Annotated in this window: 18 protein-coding genes; 1 reads left to right on the top strand and 17 read right to left on the bottom strand. The window is 40.4% G+C overall.

The features are described 5' to 3' along the window. Position 1 precedes the first annotated feature (1 nt). The 6 genes from HWQ47_RS13530 to HWQ47_RS13555 all read right to left on the bottom strand — a co-directional run bounded on the left by HWQ47_RS13530 (position 2) and on the right by HWQ47_RS13555 (position 4,451). A complete protein-coding gene (locus HWQ47_RS13530; RefSeq protein WP_269971614.1) occupies positions 2-346 on the bottom strand; it encodes a hypothetical protein in 345 nt (114 codons plus the stop codon). A gap of 2 nt (positions 347-348) precedes the next feature. Continuing rightward, complete coding sequence (locus HWQ47_RS13535; RefSeq protein ID WP_269971622.1) at positions 349-1,638, bottom strand: hypothetical protein; 1,290 nt, start codon at positions 1,636-1,638, stop codon at positions 349-351. 123 nt (positions 1,639-1,761) lie between these two features. After that, complete coding sequence (locus HWQ47_RS13540) at positions 1,762-1,989, bottom strand: hypothetical protein (protein ID WP_269971617.1); 228 nt, start codon at positions 1,987-1,989, stop codon at positions 1,762-1,764. A gap of 242 nt (positions 1,990-2,231) precedes the next feature. Next, positions 2,232-2,453 carry a hypothetical protein gene (locus HWQ47_RS13545; RefSeq protein WP_269971618.1) on the bottom strand — a complete coding sequence of 74 codons (222 nt, stop codon included), beginning with the start codon at positions 2,451-2,453 and terminating at the stop codon, positions 2,232-2,234. Positions 2,454-2,459: 6 nt separating this feature from the next. Continuing rightward, entirely contained in the window at positions 2,460-2,846 is a 387-nt protein-coding gene (locus tag HWQ47_RS13550) for a hypothetical protein (protein WP_269971619.1), read from the bottom strand. Between the two features lie 3 nt (positions 2,847-2,849). Beyond that, positions 2,850-4,451 carry a phage/plasmid replication protein, II/X family gene (locus HWQ47_RS13555; RefSeq protein ID WP_269971620.1) on the bottom strand — a complete coding sequence of 534 codons (1,602 nt, stop codon included), beginning with the start codon at positions 4,449-4,451 and terminating at the stop codon, positions 2,850-2,852. Between the two features lie 107 nt (positions 4,452-4,558). On the opposite strand from HWQ47_RS13555, the gene HWQ47_RS13560 reads away from it, so the two are divergent. After that, a complete protein-coding gene (locus HWQ47_RS13560; protein WP_269971621.1) occupies positions 4,559-4,741 on the top strand; it encodes a hypothetical protein in 183 nt (60 codons plus the stop codon). 1,163 nt (positions 4,742-5,904) lie between these two features. Here the strand turns inward: HWQ47_RS13560 and HWQ47_RS13565 are convergent. The 11 genes from HWQ47_RS13565 to HWQ47_RS13615 form a co-directional block, all read right to left on the bottom strand. Beyond that, positions 5,905-6,213: a hypothetical protein gene (locus HWQ47_RS13565; protein WP_269971623.1), complete on the bottom strand. Its 309-nt coding sequence runs from the start codon at positions 6,211-6,213 to the stop codon at positions 5,905-5,907. Positions 6,214-6,504: 291 nt separating this feature from the next. Further along, on the bottom strand, positions 6,505-7,347 hold the full coding sequence (locus tag HWQ47_RS13570; protein WP_269971624.1) for a hypothetical protein: 843 nt from the start codon (positions 7,345-7,347) through the stop codon (positions 6,505-6,507). Positions 7,348-7,371: 24 nt separating this feature from the next. Beyond that, on the bottom strand, positions 7,372-7,824 hold the full coding sequence (msrB, locus tag HWQ47_RS13575) for a peptide-methionine (R)-S-oxide reductase MsrB (protein ID WP_269971625.1): 453 nt from the start codon (positions 7,822-7,824) through the stop codon (positions 7,372-7,374). Between the two features lie 140 nt (positions 7,825-7,964). Continuing rightward, complete coding sequence (locus HWQ47_RS13580; protein WP_269971626.1) at positions 7,965-9,383, bottom strand: mercuric reductase; 1,419 nt, start codon at positions 9,381-9,383, stop codon at positions 7,965-7,967. A gap of 92 nt (positions 9,384-9,475) precedes the next feature. Then, complete coding sequence (locus HWQ47_RS13585) at positions 9,476-10,465, bottom strand: L-histidine N(alpha)-methyltransferase (RefSeq protein WP_269966657.1); 990 nt, start codon at positions 10,463-10,465, stop codon at positions 9,476-9,478. Continuing rightward, positions 10,465-11,715, bottom strand: a complete 1,251-nt coding sequence (egtB, locus tag HWQ47_RS13590) for an ergothioneine biosynthesis protein EgtB (protein WP_269966658.1) — start codon at positions 11,713-11,715, stop codon at positions 10,465-10,467. The genes HWQ47_RS13585 and egtB overlap by 1 nt, the downstream gene beginning before the upstream one ends. A gap of 359 nt (positions 11,716-12,074) precedes the next feature. Then, positions 12,075-12,962 (bottom strand): sensor domain-containing diguanylate cyclase, encoded by an 888-nt coding sequence (locus tag HWQ47_RS13595; protein WP_269966659.1) that lies wholly within the window; start codon positions 12,960-12,962, stop codon positions 12,075-12,077. 446 nt (positions 12,963-13,408) lie between these two features. Continuing rightward, positions 13,409-14,191 (bottom strand): class I SAM-dependent methyltransferase, encoded by a 783-nt coding sequence (locus tag HWQ47_RS13600; protein ID WP_269966660.1) that lies wholly within the window; start codon positions 14,189-14,191, stop codon positions 13,409-13,411. Positions 14,192-14,637: 446 nt separating this feature from the next. Further along, positions 14,638-15,771: a questin oxidase family protein gene (locus tag HWQ47_RS13605; RefSeq protein ID WP_269966661.1), complete on the bottom strand. Its 1,134-nt coding sequence runs from the start codon at positions 15,769-15,771 to the stop codon at positions 14,638-14,640. Positions 15,772-15,786: 15 nt separating this feature from the next. Then, positions 15,787-16,764, bottom strand: a complete 978-nt coding sequence (locus tag HWQ47_RS13610; protein ID WP_269966662.1) for a glutathione S-transferase family protein — start codon at positions 16,762-16,764, stop codon at positions 15,787-15,789. Positions 16,765-16,840: 76 nt separating this feature from the next. Next, positions 16,841-17,812, bottom strand: a complete 972-nt coding sequence (locus HWQ47_RS13615) for a glutathione S-transferase family protein (RefSeq protein WP_269971745.1) — start codon at positions 17,810-17,812, stop codon at positions 16,841-16,843. Positions 17,813-17,851: the final 39 nt, after the last annotated feature.

Genomic DNA, 17,851 nt, shown 5'->3' on the forward strand with positions numbered 1-17,851 from the left:
GTCACCACCCCATAACACGTAAAACAAACGCAACACCCATTGCATCAATAACAATGCGCACCCCTGCAACAATACCTAGAGCATGAGCAGAGTATGAAATATCAGGCGGAAGCTTATTAAATACATTAGATAAAAGAGTGTACACCTCGTATTGTGAAAACAATTCAGCCGTTATTCTGTAAGCCATTTCAACCATTTGTATCTCGCCATTTATCCACAGTTTTATAGCCCACTCGTAAGCATAATCAAAAATATCAAAAATCAATGAAAATACAGACTGAAAGAAACTTAACAAGTCAGAAGCGAGGCCAATCATTACAGCAAATAACTCAGATATAAATTCCATAACTACCCTTTTCTACCACTTGTTAACACGATAAAACCCGCTGTCATAGTAGCCATAAATAAAATAACTGTTCTTATCAAAGTGATGTTTTCAGAACCTAATCTTTCAAAAAGTGAAAAGCCGACTTGTTGACTTGAATTAGCTATATTCAACGTAAATGAAATAGGAGTATAAGAGCCACCATTAAAATTAGGCGTTCCCATTTCAAAAGGCGGTTTTTTCAATAACCCCTCAAGCTCAGACATTAACGATTCATTGCCTGTTTTCAATTCAGCAATAGCAGCATCAAAATAACCATCAAATAAATTATCGGATATTTCAAAATTAGGTAGCGTGCCCGTAAAACCAAGCATATCTTTTATATCCCCAAGCAAAGATTCAACCATTGATAAATCAGTACCACCATCTGGATTAGGGTCTGGGTCAGGGTCTGGATTAGGGTCTGGCTCAGGGTCAGGGTCTGGCTCAGGATCAGGGTCTGGCTCAGGATCAGGGTCTGGGTCTGGCTCAGGATCAGGGTCTATAGGAGGATCAGGGTCTGGTGGAGGTATTGGGTCAGGCGTTGGAGTAAGCGCACCACAAGGTAAGCCAGTACGCGAAACTCTTCCTGTGCACGTCATAGTTTTGTTATCACACGCACCATCTTTAATTGCAAACCTGCAAAATTGGCCAAACATTGGATTATTTGCAATAAAGTTAGTATCTAACTTATACATAGAAATATCATTAATAAGACACACTGTTCGAGGAAGCGCAGCATAACCACCTGAAACCGCAACGGCTGGAAAAGAAGTAGAAACGGTAGGTCGATTAATTCCAGAACCACCACAACCAGAAACCATTTTATATGATTCACGATAACGATATGAAAAAGGATTGCTACCACTGTAAGTAATAGTATCAGAATAAATAGTGATGTAACTTAAACCGTCACTTGATGAAGTTACACCGTATCCAGCAACTGATAAATACCGTTCATAATGTTGATTGTAATTAGGAATACCATTTAAGATTTCTATATTCCTTCTTGTTAAATCATTAACATACAAAATAGATATTTCGCTTTCGGCTAAACGTTTATAAACCTCAGAGGCTGAAGTCGAAGCAAAAGCCACTGTGCGATTAATTGTAGAACTACTCGCTCCCCGTTCTCTTACAGCACCATCAATAAAACTAATCCCATCCCGATAGTGAGGGATTAAAAGACCATTATTGGCAGGAATAGAATAAAAAGCAGTAGAAGAAGATAAACAATTAAATGAAAGTAACAATAGTAAAAGTAAGAAGCGCATAATAATAAACCTAAAAAAAAGGCCAGTAACTGACCTTATTTATTTATGCTGATAAAACTCCCGTATACACGCCTATAAGAAGAGCAAACGTGCCAATAGAAACAATCAACACAGTAACTAACATTACCGTCTAAGCCATGCCACAATCATCGACACACCGAAACCTAATGCAGCAATAGCAATAACACCCGCGACAACCAAAGCAACCGCAACTTGACCAGCCTCGACTGCATCAGTAATGGCTTTAGTTTCCGCAGCAGTAAGCGCAAATGCAGAGGTAGACATAAGCGAAGTTGAAGCAACAGCAGAACCAATAATTAATTTATTTCTCAAACTACTAGCTTTATTCATAATAACCCTTAGAACTTCCCTAAATACTTAATAATACGACCAAGAACATGGCCAGTTACAAATGTCACCAATATATACGTATTCAAAAAACTATATATATTGGCGTCAAATTCAATCAAATCAATTAGCGAGAGCTGACTACTAACTAATTTTTCAATTTCGTCTTTATTTAACAGTAAATATTCACATGCAGCGTCAACAACTATCACACCCTCTCGAACTGCTACACATATAGACATGGTTTAATGCAAACCTGATTTAATGCAAAAGTCACTTAATGCAAGTTCAAGTTGAATACGTCTAGTCTCACACATAACCGAAGTCTTTAAACACTTATTAGAATATTCTTGGCTATATTTATTCCTTGAAGACTTAATATAAAAATTAAATTGACGTTGCCAGAATTCAATAGCTTTTTCATAATCATCAATCTTGTTTGCAATCTCAATAGATGAAGTATTCATAAGTCCCTATCCAACTTTTGATTGTGATGATTTACTAGATTTATCTGAACCAGTACCACGCTCATGAGTAAACTCATTAGAAAATGAATCGACCGACTTAAACCCCTTAATAGCCTGAGAGAAGTTTCCTTTCTTGACGATAGAGCCTAATTGAACATCAAGATCCATTGGCAAAGTACCGCCAGCTAACATATGACCTTGTATCTCCCCCTGAATACGCTTAGATAACGTAAAATCACCATCTTCACAAAGAATTGAAATCTTAGTGACCTGCTGACCTACTTGAGTATCCTTATCAACATAATCAGTTAATATTTGTAATGACGAATACGCCATATTTGATTCGTCAATAACACCGTAACTAACATAAAAACATTGAATTCGATTAAACATAACCTACCCCTTACTAATGGTTGTTTTGTGAATATCTGAACATGTGAACCCGTTGGGGGATTCACCCTTAAACGCTTTTCTGATCCTTTCTAATTTCTGTTTTGACTCCCACAAATCGGAATTTGAAACGAGCCTAAAGTCTCCATCATCAAAGAACGCCAGAGATAAAGACTCAGATTCATTAAGGCGAACAGAGCGGCCAGCTTTAAGACCAGAGACAAATGAGGATTGAAGTCCTAATTGATCCAACTGAATTGCTAATCTACGCTCAGGTGTTAACAAGTCAGGATTTTCAAAAATGTCAGGCTCTACAAGGGCAACTAAAAACTCAGAATAAGAAAGGTTGGCGCAAGGCATTTCAGGCTCTACATAAGAGGCTGGACGCTGTTTATCAAAATCAAACTTCAACAAATGAACCAAAGGAAGCGTTTCATCTTTATGTAAGTTTTGTAATTGAAATTTACTCATTCCGACAGACATCAACATATTGCAATGACTGTAAAATGAGCTTTTACCTGTTATACCCATTGTTCTCTTCACTTTTTTGTACCCCTCAGTACATAGACGACGATAAAACCCAAAGAGACGCACAGCTTTAGCCTTTCGCAGTCTCCCCGTCTTTGTGATCGTGTCGTACTCTGTATGCAGTAATTTTTTAACTTTAGCGTCATGTATAACGGTTATTTCCTGCCCTTCAATCGCGGACAGCATATCTTTCATGGCCTCTTCCCAGATGTAGCGACAGAAAGAACCTAGCCCTTTTTCAGACTCATATGCTGAAATGAAAGAAAGGAGATCTTTAACTAAAAGTGGAATACCTAAACGCTCAAACATGCGAACACAGCAACGTGATTCAAATCTCAAGCGGTTAGTTGCAAAATTTTGTAGATCATCAGACTCAAGCTGTTCAATGACAGGATCGTAAATATTGGTACGCTCTTTTTTCTGCTTAGCCTTAAGATTCATAAGCTGATGAATTACTTCGTCTAGCTTTGAATAGATGCAAAGACTTGAAGCCCTGCCAGTATTAGAGTTTCCACGTTCACGATTAAAATAAATGGTTGTTTCGTAGTCTCCATCACGGCTTGGACGTAGATAACGATTAGAGAAGTTAGCAATTGAATCGAGAGCAGAAGCCAAACAATCACTTGTCGGGAGTTGGATACTGTAAGTTGCATCAGCGCGAAACAATACAGCTTGTTCAAAGTCCAGCATTTTGGAAAACTCAGGCAATGAGCTAGTCAAACACCTAAGAATAGTACGAACACCAAGTTCAAAACTTTCAGACCCATACACGTTATGCCCCTGAATAAGCTTAGCGGGACTGGCTTTAAGCTCGACACATGGGCAATCTCTAAACCCACCACCTTGATAGACCTTAAACGCAATGCCTGTGTAACTTGACGGGATTGAGTCCCACGGATGCATTAGATCCTGAATTTCATAAGTACCATCATCATTTCGAAGAATTGAGCGAGGAGCGACATTCAAACCAGCTTTAGCGCAATCATCCATATTTACAAATGAAACAAACTTGTCTTGGCTAAGAGTAGTCAAAACATGCTTGTCTAAAAATGGTATGCGAAGTGCTTGGAAGTCGTTCAAACTTAGAATCTCAAAATCTTAGAAAGTAAGATAATCTTAGCTCTTTAGAATCTAAGTAGCAATAAATATTATAATCTAAGAATCTAAAATTTATAGGACTTGAGATCATGCCTACAAAACATGTAGATGATGCAACTTGGCGAAAAGTTGAAAAAGAAACAGTAAAAGCAGTCGTAGCAGCTCAATCGAGCATAAGAGAGACTGAAATACTTAGATTATTAATATTAAAAGGATTGGAACACATCAAAGAAGATGACTATAAAAACTATGCGAACAGAAAAAAAAGATGAGGGCTGGTAAGACCACACTATATCTTGTGGTTTAGGGTGGTGAAAAGCGGCCTTTATGCTCATTTACATACTACATATGGTAATTGAGCAATTCCATACTTTGGACGATAAGCCACTATTAGAGATAGTGGCTTATTTAGCGATTTTAAGCCTCGAAATTTTCCTGCTGTGCGTAAGTCTTATGCTCGCCAGAAAATTGCGAGGCTCTTACCTTGTTCTGCCTACGGCCATTAAAATCCATCTGGAAGCAATAACGATCTAAAATCAAAAGAGTGTCACTAGGGCGAAGGATCACACCGCAAAAAACGCGGAAGCTTTCAGGCGTAACGCTCCGCTACCATCAAACCTACGGTTTAATAATCCCTAAAAGCAATAGAATGGTTAAACATTTAATAGAGTTTAATGATAATCGGGTATCGAATTAATGATGATCGGGTATTTAAACGAAGAAGGAAAAGGCAAACAATATTATAGTCAAGTTAATAATGTAATAACCTAACGTTAATAATTGAAATAATGTGAAATAAAGCAAGTTGATTAGTTAAGGCTAAATTGAAAGAAATATAATAATCCATCGTCAAACACAAAGCACGCCTTTTAATAGAGTGATCGGGTATCAAATTAATGATAACCGGACATTAAAAATATAGGCATGAACCGGTTCAAAAAAGAATGCCAGGCTAACCATTAGAAAAATCTAATCGTTGACCTGGCATTAAATGGAATTGACGTAGGAACGTGAAAATTTAACGTACTAACGTGAAGAATGTGATCGGCCAGCTAAGCGTTCGCCAGCGATAAGGAATTTTAAGAGGCAGTTCGCACAATGTACGTTATGTGTAAATGACGGCTCGCCGTCCGTTCGCTGGTGCTTCGCAGTGTAGCGAACGGCAAGCATTCAACATAACGTTATTCCTATTGTGCGCACTTGCATGTAATACCAGATACAATAGTAAAATCAGCTCATCTGATTGCTTTTAACATTATCAATTTACTCTCTGTCTCCTTGCTTAATATACATATCTACTGGTATACACAATATGAAAAAAGTAGCATTACCGATGGCTGTTTTATCCTTCAGTAGAAAGAAATTACTGGGTGCTGCGTAAGTGCAAAATGGGAGTTACGGGATATGAATAGCTGAAACCGCCCTACTCACTATGCTAATCAGCTTCGGAGCAGCCTGAAATTATTTGCGAAAGTGCTGCATCCGCCGTTGTTTGCAACGAAATAGCTCCGGGCGGCCCATCAGCGTGATCTTTTCTGATCCGAATTAATGTGGCATCTGGCAACTGATCGGCAATGTTTTCCATTGGTAAACGGATGACGCCCGGTGTATTAAAGCCCGCACCAATCTCCACAATTGCCATCTTTCGGTTTCGGTTCTTGTTGAGCCAGCTACTAATGGCATCAGCTTCAAATTCATAAGGCTTGTCGATGGTAGCTTCGTCACTCCCCTGCAGATGCATCAATCGGTTACAATCTTCGCGGAGCTGAGGACCCGCGGCACAATTAATCGTGTTATCGATGCAGCTATGGAAGCTATGGAACAGCTGAAAACATCCCAACATCTGAGCATTTGCAGCATTCGTCACCGCATCGATTTTTAACCTAGTGATATCGCCATCCCATATACTGACTTTGCTTACTGCTGGATAGTTGCCCGTCAGGCGTACTAAAGCTGAGGCATCAGTGATAGTTTTTTCTGCCAGCTCACCTTGAAGAATGCGATCAACACAGGTGACAAGCCTTCGATAAATGAGTCAGAGCTGTTGGCACTGGCCGCTTATTCGAACATGATCATAGTAATCCTCACTGATTAAGCAGCCGCTTGAGGATGATATCTGCTGCCAACACTGTTTCTTTGAACCATATAAATCATGCACTAATGGTGTTAGATACTGGTGGATCGAGCCGGTGACATAATCCTCATCACGGCCATGCCAGGGAACAAAATATCTGAGTTTTCCAATGTTGTTATGGCCATTCCAATAAAATGCACAAAAACCGTGTATATCGAAACTTGAAAGCTGCTCAACTAGACTTGCTAACAAAGTGGTGTTTTCCAGTGTGTTTATACAATCAAGTTGCAGCAAATAGATGCCGGAAGCGCTATCAACAAACAAACGCCCTGCACCTTCAAGCTCCTCAACCTCTACAGGTTGAAAACAGGGGATCGATAAGTAACAGTGCTTGCCATCAGGAGCGCTAAACATTTTAGCCGTAGAATTAGCAGAGAAGTCGACTGAGCCAGCAAGCCATTCAGCCGTTAACGTGCGATAACCAGTGTTAAGCTCTATTTGAGAGTCCGTTTCACCCTTTAACATATACCAAGCTAATGCATAGGCACCACTGCCACAGAACTGGATCTTTCCCGCTTTATTACGCCATTTTACCGCCGCCTTATGTGCCGAATTCAAATAGACAAAACCATGATCGAATTGATCCTTCACTACACTGTTTTTTGCAGCACTGTCTGCGCGCACTTTCGAGGAGTAAAAGTGGATCAGCTGCAGGATACCGGGAAGGTTTTCGGTGCAGAACGTGCGGATTGAAACCGTGTTATCGGCACCAAACATCGAAGAATTAATGCCCGTCGCCCTCAATTTTCGCCTTAAATGCCTCTCTGCTCACGACTCAATATCCTCAACTTGATTTAAGTAGTCACTGTAGCCCTGCGCTGTCATCTCATCACGATGAATAAACCGCAAAGAAGCTGAATTAATACAATAGCGCAAACCGCCACGCTCTGCAGGACCATCGGGGAACACATGCCCTAAATGACTGTCACCATGATTGGATCTAACTTCAGTGCGCGTCATGCTGTGAGTGTTATCACGCAGTTCGTTAACATGTTTATCTTCAATGGGCTTAGTAAAACTAGGCCAACCACAGCCAGACTCAAACTTATCTGATGAGGCAAATAACGGTTCACCTGACACAAGATCCACATAAATACCGGGCGCTTTATTGTCGAGTAACGCCCCAGTCCCTGGCCGCTCAGTACCATTTTGTTGCGTCACTCTATATTGTTCTTCACTTAACTTTGCTATCGCTTCTTCAGACTTTTCATAACGCTTCATAAGATACCTCTATTAATTGGGGATACTCACACAGTATTTAACTACCGCTCAAACATCCTTGTAACTTTACGATTTTTACGCTTTGCTCTCTTCGGCAATCAATAACAGCGGGGTAATTTCTTCCTTTATTTTCGCTATCATTAATCCGTTAACAGCGTTAACTCATCTAATGTCCAAGGCAATAACTCCCCTACTGTTGGATGCGGAAATACTGCTCGTCTAAAGACTTTGTAAGAGGTTTTACTCAACATAAATGGTGCAAATACCCCTATAATCTCATCACCACCGGTACCGAATACCGTTGCACCTAAGATCTCTTCAGTATCAGCATCGACAAATATCTTCACAATACCTTTGGTTTCTTGTTTCTCTTTAGCCCGTGAAATGCGGCTCATAGGCAATGTTGCCATCAGCACAGAACGATTTGATTGGCGAGCTTCTTTTTCACTGATGCCAATGCGTGCCAGTGGCGGGTCGATAAACATAGAATAGGTCGTATCACGTAGCGACAACGTGCGGTCTAATTCTGGAATTTCATCATTAATCCCCATTAAGCGACTGTAATGATCCCAAAATATCTCGCCATCATTGACTGAAGTATGGGTAAAAGCGCCCATGCCGTTTACATCACCAACCGCATAAATATGATGGTGATTGGTCTGAACATGTTGATTAACTTCAATAAAACCACAGGTATTGATATTTACCCCAGCAGCAGGCAGGTTCAAACTGTCACTATTCGGCACCCGGCCAATGGCAAACAAGGCATGGGATACCGTTAATGATTTTAATTCTCCCGCCTGGCGGTAATTAATCCTGATCTTATTAGTATCAAGGCTATCGTTCGAGGATACCGACTCAATTTGACTCTCAAAGATGATATCCACGCCTTCTGACACTAAGACATCTTGCGCTATTTCACTCACATCAGTGTCTTCGCGAGCTAATAATATTGAGCCTCGCTCAAAAATGGTGACTTTGCTGCCAAAACGTCGAAATATCTGTGAAAATTCTAAACCGATATAACCGCCGCCAACAATGGCTAGATGCTCTGGTAACTCGTCCAAATCGAGCAGCTTTTCATTGTTTAGCCAAGTAATAGCATCAATACCGGGCAGGTTAGGCTCAACCGGACGAGCACCAACGTGGATCACAATATGATCAGCCTTGAGTGTTTGGCCGTTAACCCTTACGCTTTTGCTGTCAACAAACTCAGCCCTTCCTTTAAAAACAGTGCAATGTTCATGCTTGCTCAAGTAATTCTCAATTCCTGATGTTGCATTAGCACGATTACGTTTTTGCGGAGCCATGATTTTTTCAAAATCAACCTGCAAGTTATCGACACTAAAACCAAAACTGTCACCGCGTCCAGCTTGAAAAATAGCTCGTGCTGCGGCGACTAAGGTTTTAGTCGGTGTACAGCCCGTGTTGACACAAGTTCCGCCGAAGTTGCCAGATTCGATAACCGCGACCTTTTTGCCAGCAGCCAGTATACGAGGCACTATACTCATGGTGGCTTGCCCGGTGCCAATCCAAATAAGATCAAAACGTTCGACCATAACAATTCCTTGCACATATAGCTTGCGAAAATAAGTGAAGTCATACACTCAATGTCATGACCATAGATTAAACAGACTTTATCGCAGCACTATTACTTCACCACTTGCCAAAGAGAGTCTATAAAATACGCTTTAGGATCTGTAAAATGCTCAATGACATTAAATCCGCTTTCCTGACAGATGTAATCGATATCATTGCTCAAAAACTTAAAAGAATACTCAAGATGAATAGGTTCATAAGCTTCAAAATGAAAAGACCGCTTCAACTCGGAAATGTATACATCATGGCTTTCTGCTGCTAACACATAACTTTCCATGGCCCCCAGAATAGGGCTATAAACACCAAAGTGTTGAAACTTGTTGATATCAAAATTACCGCCTAATTCACGATTAATACGAGTCAGCAGATTAAGGTTAAAATCTTTAGTATGATCACCGGAGTCGTTATATGCAGCTGTAAGTACTTCGACATCTTTCTTGAGGTCAAATCCTAATAAAACATAATCATCCGCATTCAAACTCATCCACAAACGTCTTAAAAAACCCTGATTTTGCACACGGTCAAAGTTACCTATATTAGAGCCTAAAAAAAGCACCAACTGTTTATTACTCGACTTCTTCCTCACCAAACGTAAGCCATCAAAGTACTCAGCGACCACACCGTGAACCTTAAGATTTGGGTGTGAGTCAATATTGTCCTGTAACAAAAACATGGCTTGTTCAGAAATATCGATGGGATAGAAGTTCACTTTACAGCCCATATTCAAGAAACCATCGATAATAAGCTTACTTTTATGACAATCCCCAGCCCCTAACTCGATGATATCGATCTCAGCTTCGTTTATTATCTTTGGAATATCATTTTTAATCGCATTGAGAATTTCAAATTCGACACGAGTTGGGTAGTAGTCTGGATGCTGAGTAATTTTTTGAAAAATATCACTGCCAATATCATCATAGAAATACTTGGCAGAAAGAGTTTTTGGCTTAGCGCATAATCCGGTCAATACATCGATGCCAAACTGTTCTTTTAGCGCATCTTCGTCCATCAAGCCATGGTCAATTAATTTTGTTATCTCCACTATATATCCTTACATAATCGGATGCCGGAAAACATCCATTGCTGATGAGCTTGATAAAAATTTCGATAAGAGTGACGGTAGTGCCCTGCTGGCGTGGCGACACAACCACCTTTTAAGACAAACTGATTGCACATAAATTTACCATTGTACTCTTCGAGTAGGCCTTGATAAGGCTTAAAACCTGGATAAGCCATATACTGGCTGCGGGTCCAACACCATACCTGTCCCACATTCTCACGAGTATCATTGGGATGATAACGCCGCTTTATAAGACCTTGTTGAAACTCATCTTGTTGCAGATAAATTTCAAACTCTTGTTCGGTTGGTAAACGCCCCCCCTGCCAACGGGCAAAAGCATCGGCCTCAAAGTAACTGATGTGGGTGACAGGCGCGTTAAGATCTAAGGCTTGGCGGCCGTGTAAGGTAAACTCATACCAAACTCCTGCCTCTTGCACCCAATACAGTGGATGCTTCACCTGACTTTCAGTTAACCAATCCCATCCCATGCTTAGCCAATAACGTGCTTTACCGTAACCTTGATCATTAATAAACTGCAGATATTCACCGTTAGTAACGGTATTTCTGGCTATTGCGAAGGGATAAATATAACTTTTGTGTCTCGGTGACTCGTTATCGTAGGCAAACCCCCCTCCACTGTGACCTAACTGATATATGCCCTCTTCAACGTTTTTCCATGGGTTTTCATTCGATGGCGCCACAGCTTTAGGCAATACAGACTCGTTATAAACGACCTGCAACGGGTTAACGCCGAGAATATATTTGATATCCATATACAGCAGTTCTTGATGTTGCTGCTCATGATGCAAACCAATCTCCAGTAACGCTTCCATTTCCGGTTCATGGATATCACTTTGTAACAACAACGTCATGTAATGATCAACATGGGCTCGATACGCCATCACTTCAGCAACAGTGGGTCTGGACAGATTCCCCCGCTCCCCCTGTAGCATGTGTTCACCTGCAGATTTGTAATAGGAGTTAAACAGCAGACGGTATTGCTCATTACAACGTTGATATTCAGGCATAAAACGCACTAATATCAATTCTTCAAAAAACCAGCTCGTATGGCCTAGATGCCACTTTGGCGGGCTCACCTCTGCACAAGGCTGTACCGCCTGATCTTCTATCGTCAACGGTCGGCATATTTCAGTGGTGGTGTTACGTACAGACAGATAACCGTCAAGCAATGTTGTTGTTTCATTAAGCGCCAGAGTCTCGGTTGCAAGCATAATGTCCCTCGATTGAAGTCTTATATTTTCTTTATATCTAACGAGTGTTTTTTAGCGGTACGTTGGCAATGAATTTGATAAAATGAATGGGATATCTATTAAACCTACTATCTGGTTAATTTTTTTTCAATAACATCATGCTAAAAATTTACCATTAGCTTGTTCGATAACGCGACGTACAGAGGGAAATCGGTTGACGGCATAAACCACAGCAACGATGACTAGGATTGTAAAAAAATGCTATGCGACCTACCACGGAAGACGTAGAGACCAACAAGGGATACACAACTAGCAGCTAAATCGAAAAAGAAAAAATTAGTACGAAAGAACAATCACTTCATCAGTGTTCACTATTGTTCTCATAACTGAAGAGCTTCAACTCTATTTCTCCCTGACTCTTTAGCGTTATATAAAGCTTGGTCGGCTCTGTTTATTATGGTTTCAAGAGTATCGCCAGTAATAAACATGGTCACACCAAGACTTCCCGTTATATGTTTAACTTCCGGGAACATATTATCTTCAATAAGGCGTCTAAACTTTTCGGCCAACTTTAAAGCTCCGTTTAGATCCGTTTCGGGGCATATTATTAAAAACTCTTCTCCCCCCCAGCGACCGACAGTATCGACCATGCGAGCATTAATTTTTAAAACTTCGGCCACTTTCGTCAAACATTTATCTCCAACGAGATGGCCATAATTATCATTTACTTTTTTAAAATGATCGAGATCAAACATGATGATACTTAAAGGCCGATGAAAGCGTTTAAATCTTTCAATTTCTTCGCTAAGTACAGAGTCCAGTTCCAATCGGTTTGCCAATCCCGTCAGCACATCCGTTTTCGCTAGCTTAGTAGCCTTTTCTTCAAGTGATTTCTGAAACGTTATGTCCGTAGATATACCTAGAATGCCTATAATGTGGTCAGGATCTTTATCAGAGTAGATTGGCGTTTTTACTCCAAGGTAAATTCTTCTTTCCTGCTTGCCATCATCAACAATAATCTCTTCCTTAGTGGACTCACCCGACAAAACCCTAAGATCCACTTTTTTCAGGATTTGTACGATCTCAGGCGGAAAAAAGTTAGCATCACTTGCTAAGTATAGATCTTCAGCAGTACATCTAAAAAGGTCAAGAGTATGTCTGTTCGCATATACATACTCTGATTTGCGGTTCTTAATGTAAACAAATGACTGCACGTTATCCAGCGCAGTACGTAGTCCACTCAGAATATTGACATGATCTTCTATCATTTATCAGCCTTTACGGTATTAAACTGGTCAACATTGAAATTTATAGCCGATGAAATGACTTAACGTCTTAGTATTTATGCGTTGCGCTGTTTTCAGAGCATAAATAGCTTGTTGAGTTTGGTTACTTAATTATTCCCAGCAAAATATCATTCATAACTTATTGTTGTAAAATGATTATTTTCAATACTGTTAAGTAAGTAGATCTTTATCTCTCTCAAATATCCCTGCAATATGATACATAGTGTCGATATAGAACACTTTCTCCTTTACCTTCGTGTTTTATGTGTAATGCAGCGCTTAATGGTTTGAATGATATTTTCTGACTTCAAGCACCAATAAACGACTCACTACGGTTAAATATGACAAAGTTATGTGTGCATGAACAAAAAACATGGAAGTTGAACTGACTATTAAAAATGAATATCTTGGGTCTCTGACATCAAAAACTAGGTATTTGGCTGAATGAGCTTATTGGGCTTTATTGCGACAACAAGCTTGACACTGCCTCTTTTTTCATGACTTTCAGAGCCAAGATTTGAAAGCAGTTCACTGGAAAAGTCAGAGTATTCAGTCCCGAGTTTTTCTCTTAGTTTTTCCATTCGATTTAATCTGGCAGACCAAGCATCAATGATTTCATCAGGTGCCACACCAGAAAAATTCAGTTCAGGATCATAAACATCATTATCAACATAGACAATTTCAAATCCCACTTTTTGGAGCATAGTTTGCATTTTTGAACCAAAGTCGAAGTCATATATTCCGCTCTTGCCTGACTCAAATTCAAATGAGCTTACTCTATCGTAATACTTACTATTCTTTGGAAGATTACCTGAGATGAAACAGGATATATCCAATAAAGCAATCCAACCTCCATCCTCCATCAAAGCATTTAAACGCTGTAGAAAACCTTTAGGATTAGATAAGTAAGATAAAGAGAAGCTTCCCCATATGCCGCTAATCTTTTCGAAAGTTGAATAATCAACATCCAACAAATCACTGCATAGAAAAGCTTCATTATTGATTTTATTCGACACACAGAAGTCAATGAATACTTGGTTGATGTCGATTCCTACGACATTATTCACCTTGTGCGTTAGCAAATGAGATACATTTCCCACTGAGCACCCAAGATCTAAAACAGAGTCGTCTTTATTAAGAGGAATAAATTCAAGATATTTTTCCCAGTTTCTCCATTTTTGTTGCTTTTTATATTCTTGAATTAGATTCACTCTGTGCTCCATATTTTAACTAGTTCATAAAGAATATAGTCAGCCCTACTTTTGATTAAGTCTATTAAGGCAATGGTATTGTTATTAATAGCTAAAATATCGGCTCTATGGTTATGTTGCAAGTAATAGATATACCGAATATGCCTTGGATTAAAAAGACAAAATAAAGCTATTCACTACAGGGGACACGAAGATCACGGAGAAAGGTCACAACTAAAAACCAAATCGAAGAGAGAGATGAAACTTAGCTCTACTCGAATATTGCCAATTTCTGTATTCCCCAAGCTGGATCCTGAAATTAGTTCAGGATGACGGCAAGTGATCCTAAGAAAGATCTGCTTATTAGACTTTTTTGACCTAATCTAATAAGCAGATAATTTTCGACTACCGGCTTAACGTTTACTCCTTTTCGCTAATCACATACAAGGGATTCTTACTCCTTATCCTTAATAACTAGCCATCACTTGACTGGCTGCAACTCGGTATATCTCATGGTCATCCAGGTTTTCTGCTAACCATTTACATGAGAACACCATCTTGATGTCATGAACTTCATTTAATTTCACAGCAGAACTGGCAAGACTTAACCAATCAGGCAATTGGCTTACAACAGCTTCAAAACCTGAGAACTCGAGCTTTGGAGCCCTTTTCTCTAGATATAATCCCATTAACCAGATCCAATACCTTTGCCACAGTTTCACATAAATCTGAATATCACTGTCTATGGTCCTTGTATTATTATCTGTTTTTTTCACTGCATTTAGCGATGTCAATGACAAGGTCAGATCGACCAGTGCTTGAGCCGCTGTCACTGCGTGCAAAGTGGTTAGCGCAGGTTCATAGAGATACAGGGCTACAGCAGCCTTACAGATATCGGACATTCGAGTCGATAAATTAGCTCTCGTTATCGAAAAGCCTTGATCGAATGCCAATGTTTGCACATAAGGGGAGCCACATAACTGTTCACCTACTCGCAAACTCGGTCCTGAAATACTGGACCAGGTTGACAGTACATAGGTTTCAGCGACATTTTCATTGGTGGCAACATCACTGGATTGCTCGATATAGCCATAGAGATCCTGATAACGAATGGCAAAATAGGCCAGTGCATCAGCTATCAAGCCGTGATCTCCCTGCATTCTTGCAAAGCTGAGTCGTATCAAGGGATGAAACAGTCCCATCGGCAGTGCATCGGCCATGATATCTAACGCATGGTTGATAAACTTAACCGCACCTAAGTGTTCAATACCTGTTAGAAAAACTCTTTTGAACTCAATTAATAATTCAGGTTTTCCTAAGTATTGAGGCCAATTATCAAGATTGACGGTTTGGCTATCTCTTAATCCCATTTGATGTATCAAGGTACGGTTTCTAGGCCAACGGCTTTTAAAACGTTGGATATCATCGTCTGTACCACCAAGCGCCGCTAAACTCATGATGGTCATTGGAAAATGATTGGCCATGCCACTGCGTGTTATGCCACCCAAATTAGGGTGGTAAAAAGCATCTGCATGCATCTCTTGATTAACTAAAGCAATTAATTTTGTTGATGTTTGATAGGTATCGTGTGTGTTGTTCATAACTGCCTCGCTGGTTTAATTTAATGTAAAGGTGGAAGACATCCCAATCGGCATTATGCCGTAGGGGTTTCGCAACGGACTTTTAGAGTGATATCCCTGGCGATATACATCCAGATCTATGGTGTGTGCCACACCTGGAATGTCCACCAGCCGTTGTAGATAACGGGTTAAATTTGGATAATCCCGTATCGCCTTTATATTGCATTTGAATGCACTGTAGTAGCCGACATCAAATCGCACTAAGGTGGGTAATAAGCGCCAATCTGCTTCTGTGACTCGTTCACCAAGCAAAAATGGCGTAGTGCTTAATCGCGCTTCAAGCGTCTCAAGTGCCATGAAGACCTTCGTTACCGCTTCGTCATAGGCTGGCTGATTGCGCGCAAAACCCGTTTGATAAACGCCATTATTGAGATTGTTGTAGATAAATTGGTTAAGCTCATTAATGTCGGCCGCCAACTCCTGAGGATAATAATCCTCCTTGTTATTGGTTATTTGATTAAAAGCTTGGTTGAACATGCGGATAATTTCAGCCGACTCAGTGCTGACTATCCTCTGTTGCTGTTTATCCCACAGCACAGGCACCGTCACTCTGCCAGTGTAGTCAGGCGCTGCCATGCTATACAGGGTGTGTATATTCTCTAGCTGATACAAGTCATCACTAAAGCGCCCTGATTTATCAAACCCCCAACCTTGATCGTCTCTAAGAGGTTTAACTAAAGAGCAACTAATGACATTTTCTAGCCCTTTGATACTACGATAGATTAATGTTCTATGTGCCCAAGGGCAGTTAAGTGCAGCGAACAGATGATAACGCCCCGTTTCGGCTTTAAAACCGCCTACACCGCTCTCTCCCGCTGAGCCATCGGCCGTGATCCAGTTTCTAAATTTTGCCGTTCCTCGTTGAAAACGGCCTTGATTGTCTTTATATTGCTGCTTTTCAAACGTTTCAACTTGCTCGTCTGTCAGCCATTTTCCTTCGATTAACTTACCCATATCGTACTAACCTTGTTAAGACCTCTTTGAATGACACCCAACCTGTAAGTATTGGTTAACTTCCCACCACCAGCCATTAACCTCTCAGGTGTGGCGTGGTGAAATCCAGTAACGGCCCTTTAGGGATGATACGCGTTGGGTTGATCGATTCATGACTTCCGTAATAGTGTGCCTTGATATAAGCAATATCCACGGTTTCACTCACCCCTGGTTGTTGATACATATCACGCAAATAACCCCACAAATTTGGATAATCTACAATGCGCTTTTTATTGCATTTAAAATGACCCACATAAACCGGATCGAAACGCACTAAGGTAGTAAATAGTCGCCAATCGGCTTCTGTAATGTTGGCACCAACTAGATACCTTTGATTAGCCAAAAGTGCTTCTAACGTATCGAGGGCAGTAAATACTTCATCAACAGCACCATCATAGGCTGCTTGTGTCGTTGCAAAACCGGCACGATATACCCCGTTATTAATGGTTGGATAGATGTAATCATTCATCTGATCGATCTCTTTAAGTAAGTTCGCAGGTGAATAGTCCACAGGTGTCACCCCAATATCATCAAATGCACTGTTGAACATACGGATAATTTCAGCAGACTCATTACTGACAATCGTATTGGTTTTCTTGTCCCATAAAATAGGCACCGTGACTCTACCGGTATAGTTTGCATCTGCCTTGGTATAAATTTGATGTGCAAATTGAGCATGTTGAATAGGATCTGGGATCACTCCTTCTCCAGGTTCAAAGGTCCAACCGTCATCTCCCATAAACGCATTGACCACAGACATGGTGATCATCTTATCCAGCCCCTTTAACTTGCGGTAAATAATAGTACGATGTGCCCAGGGACATGCTAGTGACACATAAAGATGGTAACGATCAGCTTCTGCTTTAAAGCCGCCCACACCCGAAGGACCCGCGGCACCATCTTTGGTGATCCAGTTTCGAAAACTCGATGCTTTACGCTCAAACTTCCCACCAGTAGATGTAGTGTCATACCAAGTGTTTTGCCATTTACCTTCTACTAATAATCCCATCATCGACTCCTCTAGTTAATCGGTTCTATCTGCTGTTAA

Origin of the sequence: Shewanella sp. MTB7 (assembly GCF_027571385.1) — a bacterium.
Classification (GTDB): domain Bacteria; phylum Pseudomonadota; class Gammaproteobacteria; order Enterobacterales; family Shewanellaceae; genus Shewanella.